14 protein-coding genes are annotated in these 10600 nt (G+C 45.4%); 5 read left to right on the top strand and 9 right to left on the bottom strand.

Annotation, left to right across the window (positions count from 1 at the left end; genetic code table 11):
* Window positions 1–3 precede the first annotated feature (3 nt).
* Window positions 4–561, bottom strand: a complete 558-nt coding sequence (yyaC, locus tag NST33_RS26360) for a spore protease YyaC (protein ID WP_339305628.1) — start codon at window positions 559–561, stop codon at window positions 4–6.
* A 158-nt stretch (window positions 562–719) separates the two neighbouring features.
* On the opposite strand from yyaC, the gene NST33_RS26365 reads away from it, so the two are divergent.
* Window positions 720–944, top strand: coding sequence for a DUF1128 domain-containing protein (locus tag NST33_RS26365; protein WP_017692283.1), 225 nt, complete (start codon window positions 720–722; stop codon window positions 942–944).
* Window positions 945–1093: 149 nt separating this feature from the next.
* On the opposite strand, the gene NST33_RS26370 is transcribed toward NST33_RS26365, so the two are convergent.
* Window positions 1094–1819, bottom strand: coding sequence for a pirin family protein (locus NST33_RS26370; protein ID WP_237178250.1), 726 nt, complete (start codon window positions 1817–1819; stop codon window positions 1094–1096).
* A gap of 139 nt (window positions 1820–1958) precedes the next feature.
* Window positions 1959–2978, bottom strand: coding sequence for an asparaginase (locus tag NST33_RS26375; RefSeq protein ID WP_237178249.1), 1020 nt, complete (start codon window positions 2976–2978; stop codon window positions 1959–1961).
* A 177-nt stretch (window positions 2979–3155) separates the two neighbouring features.
* Here NST33_RS26375 and NST33_RS26380 point away from each other — a divergent pair, with 177 nt between their 5' ends.
* The 4 genes from NST33_RS26380 to NST33_RS26395 all read left to right on the top strand — a co-directional run bounded on the left by NST33_RS26380 (window position 3156) and on the right by NST33_RS26395 (window position 5171).
* On the top strand, window positions 3156–3857 hold the full coding sequence (locus NST33_RS26380; RefSeq protein ID WP_237178248.1) for a phosphatase PAP2 family protein: 702 nt from the start codon (window positions 3156–3158) through the stop codon (window positions 3855–3857).
* 134 nt (window positions 3858–3991) lie between these two features.
* Entirely contained in the window at window positions 3992–4249 is a 258-nt protein-coding gene (locus NST33_RS26385) for a GlsB/YeaQ/YmgE family stress response membrane protein (RefSeq protein ID WP_017692278.1), read from the top strand.
* A 64-nt stretch (window positions 4250–4313) separates the two neighbouring features.
* Complete coding sequence (locus NST33_RS26390; protein WP_076212649.1) at window positions 4314–4721, top strand: YtxH domain-containing protein; 408 nt, start codon at window positions 4314–4316, stop codon at window positions 4719–4721.
* An 84-nt stretch (window positions 4722–4805) separates the two neighbouring features.
* On the top strand, window positions 4806–5171 hold the full coding sequence (locus NST33_RS26395; protein ID WP_237178247.1) for a DUF5665 domain-containing protein: 366 nt from the start codon (window positions 4806–4808) through the stop codon (window positions 5169–5171).
* A 17-nt stretch (window positions 5172–5188) separates the two neighbouring features.
* Here NST33_RS26395 and NST33_RS26400 read toward each other — a convergent pair whose 3' ends face one another.
* The 6 genes from NST33_RS26400 to NST33_RS26425 all read right to left on the bottom strand — a co-directional run bounded on the left by NST33_RS26400 (window position 5189) and on the right by NST33_RS26425 (window position 10576).
* A complete protein-coding gene (locus tag NST33_RS26400) occupies window positions 5189–6217 on the bottom strand; it encodes a magnesium transporter CorA family protein (protein WP_339305630.1) in 1029 nt (342 codons plus the stop codon).
* A gap of 127 nt (window positions 6218–6344) precedes the next feature.
* Window positions 6345–7118, bottom strand: coding sequence for a sigma-70 family RNA polymerase sigma factor (locus tag NST33_RS26405; protein ID WP_047841571.1), 774 nt, complete (start codon window positions 7116–7118; stop codon window positions 6345–6347).
* On the bottom strand, window positions 7115–7567 hold the full coding sequence (rsbW, locus tag NST33_RS26410) for an anti-sigma B factor RsbW (RefSeq protein ID WP_076212654.1): 453 nt from the start codon (window positions 7565–7567) through the stop codon (window positions 7115–7117). Before rsbW ends, NST33_RS26405 begins: the two co-directional genes overlap by 4 nt.
* Window positions 7568–7585: 18 nt before the next feature.
* Window positions 7586–7924, bottom strand: a complete 339-nt coding sequence (locus NST33_RS26415) for an STAS domain-containing protein (RefSeq protein WP_036606989.1) — start codon at window positions 7922–7924, stop codon at window positions 7586–7588.
* A gap of 86 nt (window positions 7925–8010) precedes the next feature.
* Window positions 8011–9687: a response regulator gene (locus NST33_RS26420; RefSeq protein WP_339305633.1), complete on the bottom strand. Its 1677-nt coding sequence runs from the start codon at window positions 9685–9687 to the stop codon at window positions 8011–8013.
* Window positions 9688–9703: 16 nt separating this feature from the next.
* A complete protein-coding gene (locus NST33_RS26425; RefSeq protein WP_339305635.1) occupies window positions 9704–10576 on the bottom strand; it encodes a protein-glutamate O-methyltransferase CheR in 873 nt (290 codons plus the stop codon).
* Window positions 10577–10600 lie beyond the last annotated feature (24 nt).

Raw genomic sequence — 10600 nt, forward strand, 5'->3', positions numbered from 1 at the left:
ATATCATGAATGAAACGTTTGTCTCCATTTCCATGCTTCAATTGCGGCGTCTGCAATCGTTCGGGACATCCCCATGACCAAGTGAAGCGAGGTCATCTGCAAAATGGAATAGGGCCTTGGTCCATTTGCATTAACCACAGCTGCTACACTGTATTGTCCAACAGGGGGTAGCTTGCCTCCGACCGATTGGGCGGGAATGAGTGGGTTATTCGAGAGATAGTATGTACCTACCGCATGCTTTGGACCCAGACATGCATCAATCGCTATGATGGCATGGTGTGCAGGAATTAGTGCCAATTTCTTTTCCAGCGTATCTGCATCACAAGGGGAAGACAGCGTGCCAATCACGTTCTCCATTTCGCTCTCCTGCAGTAAACTTCCTGTCAGTGGACCTAGAGCATCCCCGGTGGAACGATCCGTACCAATGCAGACAAACGTGATTTCAGCTGGAGAATGAAGTTGAACGATGTTTTTGAAAAATAAGACCAGATTCTCTGCGGGCACGCCTTTGCGGACTTCCCTTCCTTGATGGCGAACCATTTCTCGCTTATACGCTGCCAAGCTGTATTCCCTCCAGTACACTCAGGTTTCCATGAAATCCTGTTGTTGTATCCATCATTGTAACCGATGCTTGGTTTCCCCGCAAAAGCATTAGCCTGAGCGCTTCCAATCATGATACAATAACAAGAGTTTCCGATACGGAAGGGATGAACTTAACGATGGATTTAACACAAGCAACAGCAGCCAATATGGAATATATGATTGAAGCGATCAAAACCAAACTTCGTATGGCAAGCGGTGCCGCCATGCAAGCTTCTTCATTCCCACTTGAGAAATATGAAGATCTGTTTGACCTGTATGAAATGATTCTGAGCAAGGAACATCTCAGTATCTCTGAAGTGGAAGCTGTCGCTTCAGAACTGGGTAACCTTCGTAAATCTTAGCAAAGTGTTGCTTTTGATCATTTGCGACTTCTATGAAGTCCTTTCAAAAGCAAGCCTAAAAAGGACCTGTTTTCCACATTACCGTGGGAACAGGTCCTTTTTCACATATTCATATTTTAAGGCTATCTTCTACGGAATATATCCCATCCTTAGGGCAGGTCAACCAAAACAAATTCGGCAGGTTCACTGTCTGTGCTCGTGATTTGCAGATCACAGCTTTTGCGAATTCGTGCGGCATCCCCCGGCTTGAGGTTGAAGTTACCATCCGAACAATGAATCTCTACATGTCCACTGATCAGAAAAAGATGTGTCCGTCGATCTTCGTGTTGCGGGTACATCAACTTTTTCCCGGACTCCAAATGGGACAGGTAACAGGTTACATCCTGAGAAATAGGCAATGCGCCTTCACTTCCCTCGCCCCCTTGCCCGGATACAATCGGACATAGACGATTCAAATGCTCCTGCGGCTCTACTCTCCGATTCGTATAGGAAGGTTTCAGCATACGCTCCGATGGCAAAAACCACATCTGGAGGAAACGTACCGGTTCATCCGCTGACGGATTGGTCTCGGAGTGTTCCACTCCCGTACCCGCACTCATCACCTGGACCGTACCCGGTTCAAGCAATTGTTCTGTTCCCATACTATCCGTATGTTTGAGTGTACCCGAAATGACATAACTGACAAGTTCAAGATCATGATGTGGATGTTTCTTAAAGCCTTCTTGCGGCATCAGCGTGTTTTCATTATGAGCCAACAGACAGCCAAAATGGGCGTTGCTTGGATCATCATAATCCGCAAAGGAAAAGCTGAATTCACTGTGTATCCAACCTCGATCCGACGTGTGCCTTTCTTCCGATGTCACCACTTTAATCATGTTCATCCACCTCCAAGGGTTTAGAGCTGCCACATTACCGCGGCAGTCCATGCGTGTATATGAATTGTATAGATGAATACCAGTTGGTATGTCATCTTTACCCGGGGTCCGGCAACTCTAATCACGCCCCTTCTTAAGGTTATACGCTATCTTCAAGTGAGTGGAGAATGAACTCACTATCTGCATGACCTACAAGGGTACCCGCATCATTTCGGATGTCCGAAGGGAACACTTCAGCCAATCGTGCAATGGTTCTCTCATTGGAATAACCAATCTGTTTCAGGATGGATTGGGTAATGAAAGCCCACTCTTCCTCGGAACCATCAAGCACCTTGAAGGTGATTCCCAGTCTTTCTTTTTTCAGACCAAATCCGAATACCCCCTTGAACCCACCCTTCGCTACAATGTTATTGTCTTCCAGCAACACTGAATCTACACGCTCCGTGCCACCTACCATCAACGGATGTTCATTCATAGCTGATGTTATGGTCTCTACAGCTGTTCTTGTGGAAGGATCAGCAATAAGATCCGGACAAGCGAGCTTCAGATAAGCGTTCGACAATGCCGACAACGGCAAAGAAAATACCGGAAAGCCGCAGCCATCCGTCCCAAGCTCAATCTCTTTTTCCTCAATACCTGCCAGGTCGGCAAAGGTTTCAAGAATTTCACGTTGTACCGGATGATCCGGTTCAGCGTAACTGCCCAGATCAACCTGCTTCATCTGACTGTACCCCAGAATTCCCAGATGTTTTCCGGAGCAGTTGTGCAAGATGCGCCGTTTCTCTCCTTGTGCACGTAACCATTGATTACGGCTTTCTTCATTAAGCGGATAGCTTGGTGCACAGATCAGGCATTCTTCTCCCAATCCGATCTTACCGGATAACTGCTCCAGCACCCGAATGTGTTCCGGTTCCGAACGATGCGAGGAGGACATAATGGCAATCTCCTGTGCTGATAGGCCATAGTGACTGGCAATTCCTGCCCGAATACCTGGAATGGCTTGAAAAGGTTTCGCAGATGAGCGAGTGAACGCTCTAAAATGAGGGTCACCAGCCGAGTATACGATTCGGCCATACTCATCCGTAATACTTATGTGTCCGTAATGGGCGCATTCCATAACGCCTGCACGGTATTCTTTAATTAACAAGGCACTCTCCATGCGAGTTCTCTCCTTTGTGCTCCCGATTTCATCTCTGCTTTGCGTCACGACGCCGCATGGGATATCTTAAATAGTATAGTACAAAAGCGACGTTTTTACAGTTTTTTCGACAGGCATTTCGGGTATAGCTTTATCATCTATGTTCATCTACTACCATAACTGAAGGAGAAACTCATTATGCCGCGCAAAACGTATTCATCAGCCTCATTCAGTTCAACTTCCGGTACGTTATTACGTCCACTCCTCAACTGGGGTCTGGCTGGTCTGGCCCTCAGCGCATCGGTCGTATTCATTCTGGCAGGTCTGGGTGCCTGGTTGGGTGCTGATGTTATTATTCGTCTGGATGATCAAATTCAGCAATTATTTTATCTGAATTCAAATTCACGTCTTCATCTGTTCCCTTACACTGCATTCATAACCGCACTGGGCTCATTCAAAATCTCTGCTGTGGCTGCAGGAGGTTTTGCTCTTCTTTTCTTCATACAACGCAGTCCAAGGTTTGTTATATATGGATATGCGCTCACAGGGAGTTTTGCCATGATGTGGGTTCTGAACACGTTATTGAAGGAATTTTTCAGACGAAGCAGACCGGAACTGGATCATCTGCTGGTCGTTCACGGGTACAGCTTTCCCAGCGGACATGCCATGATCTCCATGGGCTTCTACGGCATGCTCTTTGTAATCTGGGCCATTGAACGACAGCGACATAACTCTTCTAGTGTGTGGCTTCCTGTTCTATGTGGTATCAGTTTTATTTTCTTGATTGGTCTCAGCCGGATCATGTTGGGCGTTCATTATCCTACCGATGTATTTACTGGATTTACTGCTGGATTGGCATGGATCTTCTGCATGGTTAAAGGCATTAAACAAAGCCGCTAAAGAATGAATTCCTCTGATTTCCAGTTCATTCATCCTGATCTTTATTGTTTCACAGGGTTGCACGGGGTTTATATACGAAGTAAGCAAACGCGAACAGACAACATCCTACATCAAGTTTAAAGGAGGCGGTTGTTATGTGGGGCATCATTATCAGCATTGTGATGGCCGTCATCATCGGTTTGATCGGAGATGCACTTGCCGGTCACAACATGCCTGGAGGCATAATCGGTGCAATGATTGCCGGATTTGCCGGAGCTTGGCTGGGAGCACTTTTGCTTGGTAACTGGGGACCAGTTATCGGTAACTTTGCCATCATCCCTGCCATCATTGGTACAGCGCTCTTTGTTTTCTTGCTGGGGCTTGTGTCCAGACTGCTAAGACAGGCTGCCTGATTCGGGCAACAAGGTGTTCGTTGTTTCGTATTTGTTTCTTAAATTGAAGAAGGAGTGATTAGACATGAATAAAGCAGAAGAGCAATATCCTGTACAGACGGGTTCAACTTTCGCAAAAGGTATTTTCATCGGGGGTTTGCTGGGAGCTGCAGCAGCACTACTCTTTGCGCCTAAACCGGGACGTGAATTGCGTGGTGACCTTTCCGAGAAAGTGGGCATCGTTACTGACCGCACCAAAGAAGTGGCAACTGTTGTAAGTGACAAAGCAACTGAACTGGCTAAAACGGTCTCTTCCAAAACTTCCGACATTGCAAAAACGGTAAATCAAGGCCGCAATGATGTAATGGACTCTGTGAGAAAAGCGTCCGCTGATGTGGCTAACGAAGCATCCCGTGCATCTGATGAAGTGGCTGCCGCTTCCGTTGAAGCGAAGGAAGATGCACGTAAAGAACTTAACTCGACCAGCCTGTAAGGCGATACAGATCGAGAGACCAATAGCCAGCTGCACTTCAGCTGGCTATTTTTTATCCAATGCGAGTTGAGGAGGACGAATAATATGAGTAAAGTTACAATCAATGGTAATACTCCAATTACGGGAGGAACACCGACACAGCAGTATGATACAAGCGAGCATCCTTTTGAATTGCGTCATGAGGTAAAACGATTGAACACCCGTCTGGACCAGATTGCGGACAGTCTGGAGAGAGCACAGATCAAGGATATTATTGAGAATTACAGCAGTCCCAAGAAGCGGATCATTACTAACTTTACAGCAGGAATGGCAAGAGGACTCGGCCTAACTGTAGGTACCTTTGTTGTTCTGGGTTTGCTGGCGTTCATTCTAAGTCAATTCGTCAATATGCCGATTGTTGGACAATACATTGCTGATTTACTGGGTTACATTGAAGATTACAAAAACTAAGAGGACTAGCCAATAGGCTATCCCCTACGCGTTTCAGTTGCTTTTTTCTCGATCTCTTCAGCCGAAGGCTGTGAAGACTTCACTTTGAGCAGGTCTCCTGTCCATCCTTTCATCATCAGCCATACATACATGCTGATCATGCTTAAGATAATAACGACAAGGACCAGTACAACTCCCCATGATTTGTCGATAAAGGGCAGGTTCTCAAAGTTCATCCCCCATATCGCGCCAGCTGCCGTGGCAGGTATGAACACAGCGGTAACTATGGTTAGCGTCTTCATAATCTCATTCCCACGAACTCCTGAGATCGCATTATCAATGGAAATCAACGTATCGATCTCTTTCTCGTAATGATTGAACAGACGCTCCATACGTTCCACACGATATTGAAGCTGTAGAAAGAAGCGATTGTCTTTCATCTCACTCAGGTAGGCTTCATGGGCAGCGGCCATGAGTTCCGAGTACGGGATAAACAGATTGCTCCAGTATAACAATTCAAATCTGGCAGCGAGAATCTGGTCCATCAAGGTACGTGCATTACGAGACTCCATCTTCCGTTCCAGATCACGCAGGTTCACCTCAAAGTGATCCATACCCACATGATAGTAATGCAGTATTGCTCGAAAAAGTACGAACATGCCATCCCTCGCCACTGTACATTGTTGCAACATATTTGCACGTTCATCTGTCTTCATAATACCTCTTGTATTTTCATCCATATTCAAGGTAACCAGGTTGGTGCGATCGACATAAAAGAACATCTGATTATCTTTTCTTTTGTCATCTCTCTCATTCTTAATCGCGTACAACAAGGAGCCAAATATGACGGGCTCAGTACCATTCACGAAACGGACGGATAGATAATTCGATTCCACTTCCGGAATTTTATCGAGCCAATACTGCATATCGGGAAATGACTCTGTCAGCTCCTCCAAGGCATTTTTCATGCTATCCGTATCAGGTGCAACCCAATCCCACCATTGCCAATGGTCTGAGCAAGATAACTTGTCGCGACGAGCTTCCAGCTTGATTTGGTTCACAATCACAATATCCACTCCTGCACATATGTTTATTGCATACAACCTTTTTAATCCCAAAAAGGACACGTATGTATTCCAATGGAATTACGTGTCCTTCTCTATGCCGTACTCAAAAACATTTGGGTTCCATTTTTCATAACATTGAAGCATTAGACATGATCTGTTTCAATTTCTCTGTAGCTCGCTTCTGAATCCGAGATACACTCATCTGTGAAACGCCAAGCTTCTGGGCAATTGCCCGCTGAGATTGCCCATCCTGGAATGCTAGAATAAGTACCTGCTGCTCTTGTTCCTTCAATTGTCCCAATGCCTGTTGCAAGTCCATCCGTTTTTCGACCGAATCATAGTCATTAACATCTGCACTGATCAGTTCTCCCAATGTTGCTGCACTGTCATCCTGAGATAAAGGAGAATCCAGTGATACATAATGGTAACATTCCCGACCAGCCAGAACTTCAATCGTCTCTTCTGCAGTCAAATCAAGGTATTCAGCAATTTCGTTCACACCGGGTGAGCGCTCCAACTTGACGGTTAACTCATCAATGGCATGTTGCACAAGGGCTCCCTTTTCCTTAATCCTCCGGGGCACCTGAATATACCAGGATTTGTCACGCAAGTAGTTCTTCATATGACCGATCATACTCTTCATGGCATAAGGTTCAAACGGAATACCTAGGTTGATATCGTATTGCTTAAGCAATCGAATCAAGGCCATCTGCCCGGTCTGATACAAATCTTCGTATAGATCGGGGCGATTCCGAGCGATTTTACCTGCTGCCATCTTAACCATTGGTTCATATTTACGGATGAGAACTGTTGCAATTTCATTATCTTGGGTCTGCTGGTATTCCCAGATCAAACCTATAGCTTCAGACATGGACTCTGGGGGAGTCACTTTTTCATTCATACTTTCTCCTCACTTCTTGCAAGACGTTTTACGAGTACTACTTTCGTACCTTTGCCCGTCTCACTTTCCACACTGACATCGTCCATCAAGGCTTGCATCAGGTAGAACCCAAGTCCGCCAATCTGTGCTTCTGTCAGTTCTTTGTCGTGAAGACCAGCACGTGACACAGCAGGATTCATGTTCTCGAAGCTGGCACCTTCGTCCTTGACAGTAATGGACAATGTTTCGCCTTCCACTTCGAATACAACTTCAACCATGCCACCTTCGTGTGAGTAGGCATACAGTACAGAGTTATTACAGGCCTCGGATACAGCAACTTTCATATCCTCAATGTCTTCATAAGAAAATCCCATTTTGGATGCTACTCCATAAAGATTAAGTCTTACAATATCAACGTAATCAGCTGTCGCCGGTAAATTAAGGGTGACTCTTTGAACTTCTGCATTCATTCCTTTTTCGATCCTTTCCTATTGGGAATTCTTCTGTGTGACAAAGAATTTGGCGATGCCCGTCATGTCAAAAAGTTTCTGAATCTGCGCAGGAACTTCCTGTACTTCAAAGCGAGCTTCCATTCCATGTCTTGCCTTCAGAACAGATAACAGGATACCAATCCCTGTACTGTCGATATACTTCAATTCTTTCATGTTAATCACAAGATCCTGTTCCTTGTTATCCACGAGCGGCTCCATCACCAAGCGGAAGTCAGGAGCAACCGACAAATCCAGTTCGCCAGTCAGATACACCGTGCACACGCCGTCCTGAGTTTCAGTTCTTGCATTGAATTTTTCATTTTTATTTGTATTCATTAGACATCTCTCTCCTGATCAATGGTTTCCTTACCTAATAACCCAACTTCAGCACAAGTGAAACAGAAAGGAGTTTGGAAAATGTTTCAATTGGCCTGATTCATGGCTGAGGGACCTGGGTCTAACATTTGTCGTTGTTTCTGAAACTGGGCTATTTTTTGTTTTACATTGCCCATTTTCACCGGTTTACTAATATAATCATCCATGCCGGCAGCAATACAGCGTTGCTGAATACCTTCCATCACGTTAGCAGTCATCGCTATAATGATTGGCTGATTGGACTGGGGCAGGCTCTCTCGAATCCGTCGTGTACATTCCAAACCGTCCATAACAGGCATCTGCAGATCCATAAACACATAGTCATAGGGATAACGGCTGCCGTTTACCATATCGAGTGCGCTCTGCCCATCTTCAGCAATGTCTGAGAGCAACCCAAGCTTACCGAGCATAATCGCCATCAACTTCTGGTTAATAGGATGATCATCCACGATTAATACCGTAGGATATTTATTCTCATTTTTCACATCCGTTGGTTTCTCTTCCCCGTTCCTCTGGACCAGTTCAGTTTCTACATAACGTTTCGCCTGAATTGTGAATACAAACGTCGCTCCCCGTTGCTCTGTTGTATCCAGGTAGATCTGTCCACCCATCATTTCAACCAGAGTCTTGCATATTGCCAGTCCTAAGCCAGTTCCACCGTATTTACGTGTCATGGATGTATCCAACTGGGAAAACGGCTGGAACAGGCGATCCACTTTGTCTGAAGCGATACCTATCCCAGTGTCTTTAACGGCAAACTCCAATGCCATTTGTCCATCCTTTTCTTCCTTAACCGACACGATCAGATACACTCCACCCTGATCGGTAAATTTGATCGCATTTGCAATAAGATTCAAGAGAACCTGACGGAGCCTTGCCATGTCTCCATAGATTAATTCAGGGACAGAATCTTCCAGGAAATAATCCAGTTCCAGATTCTTTTTGCCTGCTTCTGCAGCAAACAATCCCAGCACTTCCCGAATACAGGAGACAATTTCAAAAGGATGCTCTTCAAGTTCCATTTTGCCGGATTCCATCTTGGTAAAATCAAGAATGTCGTTGATTACCGTGACAAGTGCATCTGCGCTGCGACGAACGATATCTGCATATTCCTTCTGATCTTCCCTCAGTTCCGTTTCCATCAGCAGATCAACCATGCCGATAACTCCGTTCATCGGTGTACGAATCTCATGACTCATCATTGCCAGGAACTCGGTCTTTGCATTGGCTGCAATTTCTGCTTCTTCCTTGGCCTGAATGAGTTGTTGGTTCATCTTCTCCAGTTCCTGTGTCTTCTGGTGAAGAAGCATGGTCTGTGTCTTCAAACGTTTATTGGTGATAAACATCTCCACAAAGCCCTCGATTTTGGATTTCAAAATCTGAGGAATAAATGGTTTAACCATGTAATCAATGGCCCCGGCTGAATATCCGGCAAACAAGTGCTCCGCTTCTCTGCTATTGGCAGAGATGAATATAATCGGCACATCCTTGGACTTGTCCCGTGCCTTAATTAACTTTGCTGTCTCAATTCCGTCCATTCCAGGCATCTGCACATCGAGAACGATAACCGCAAATTCGTCTTTTAGCAGACAGCGGAGTGCCTCTTCTCCGGAAGTTGCCTTAACGAGTTTATATTGTTCCGATTCCAGAACTGCTTCAAGAGCAAGCAAGTTCTCAGGGCGGTCATCTACCAATAATATGTGGATTGGTTCATTGAGCCCCATGGCTAACCCTAACCCCCTATTTGATCTTCCGGTATATTTTTTCGGTCCGGTCTAACGGCTCATAGGTATCACTGAACTCTGTAAAATGTATCGATTCTTTCGACCCCAGAACCAGAATACCAAAGTGGCTCAAGCTCTCATGAAACAGCCCATGCACATGGTTCCGCAGTTCATCATTAAAATAAATCATGACATTACGGCAAAAGATAACATTGAACTCGTTAAATGACCGATCTGTTGCCAGGTTGTGCTCGGCGAAAATGATGTTCTTCCGTAGAAAAGGATGAAATATCACCGAATTGTATTTCGCTGTATAGTACTCGGAGAAGGCTCTGGTACCCCCTGCCTCCAAATAATTTGTAGTAAATAGTTTCATTTTTTCAATACCGTATACGCCTTCTTTGGCCTGTTGCAAAGAGCGATCATTCATATCCGTTGCGTAGATTCTCGCCTTGTCATACAGTCCTTCCTCATGCAACATGATGGCCATGGAATAAACTTCCTCTCCCGTAGAGCATCCCGCATGCCATATTCGGATATACGGGTAGGTTCTCAGGATAGGAACAATCTGTTCCCGAAACATTCGGAAAAGCGAAGGATCTCGAAACATTTCCGTTACAGGGATGGATAAGTTCTGTACAAAACGGTCAAACGCGGAACGGTCATGAAGAACACGTTCCTGTAAGCCGGATATGCTCTTAACACCTTCAGCATGTGCATGATGCCAGATTCTTCGTTTCAGGGATGGCAGTGCATAGTTTCTAAAATCATATCCATATAAACGGTGCATGCCTTCCAGCAGCAACTCAATCTCGATCAGCTCGCGCTCTTCATCTTGCGGCATACGGACCAAATCTGCCCCCGTCTCGGTAGGTTCCCACGGTGTCATAAGTTCTCTCCACTTCTTCATTTG

This window comes from Paenibacillus sp. FSL L8-0435 (assembly GCF_037965655.1).
GTDB lineage: Bacteria > Bacillota > Bacilli > Paenibacillales > Paenibacillaceae > Paenibacillus.

Excerpts from the sequence above, each read along its gene's own strand:
- NST33_RS26375 (WP_237178249.1), bottom strand. The coding sequence starts at position 2,978 with ATGGAGAGTGCCTTGTTAATTAAAGAATACCGTGCAGGCGTTATGGAA.
- NST33_RS26385 (WP_017692278.1), top strand. The coding sequence starts at position 3,992 with ATGTGGGGCATCATTATCAGCATTGTGATGGCCGTCATCATCGGTTTG.
- rsbW (WP_076212654.1), bottom strand. The coding sequence starts at position 7,567 with ATGAATGCAGAAGTTCAAAGAGTCACCCTTAATTTACCGGCGACAGCT.
- NST33_RS26380 (WP_237178248.1), top strand. The coding sequence starts at position 3,156 with ATGCCGCGCAAAACGTATTCATCAGCCTCATTCAGTTCAACTTCCGGT.
- NST33_RS26390 (WP_076212649.1), top strand. The coding sequence starts at position 4,314 with ATGAATAAAGCAGAAGAGCAATATCCTGTACAGACGGGTTCAACTTTC.
- NST33_RS26420 (WP_339305633.1), bottom strand. The coding sequence starts at position 9,687 with ATGGGGCTCAATGAACCAATCCACATATTATTGGTAGATGACCGCCCT.
- NST33_RS26395 (WP_237178247.1), top strand. The coding sequence starts at position 4,806 with ATGAGTAAAGTTACAATCAATGGTAATACTCCAATTACGGGAGGAACA.
- NST33_RS26425 (WP_339305635.1), bottom strand. The coding sequence starts at position 10,576 with ATGACACCGTGGGAACCTACCGAGACGGGGGCAGATTTGGTCCGTATG.
- NST33_RS26370 (WP_237178250.1), bottom strand. The coding sequence starts at position 1,819 with ATGATTAAAGTGGTGACATCGGAAGAAAGGCACACGTCGGATCGAGGT.
- NST33_RS26415 (WP_036606989.1), bottom strand. The coding sequence starts at position 7,924 with ATGAATACAAATAAAAATGAAAAATTCAATGCAAGAACTGAAACTCAG.
- NST33_RS26405 (WP_047841571.1), bottom strand. The coding sequence starts at position 7,118 with ATGAATGAAAAAGTGACTCCCCCAGAGTCCATGTCTGAAGCTATAGGT.
- NST33_RS26365 (WP_017692283.1), top strand. The coding sequence starts at position 720 with ATGGATTTAACACAAGCAACAGCAGCCAATATGGAATATATGATTGAA.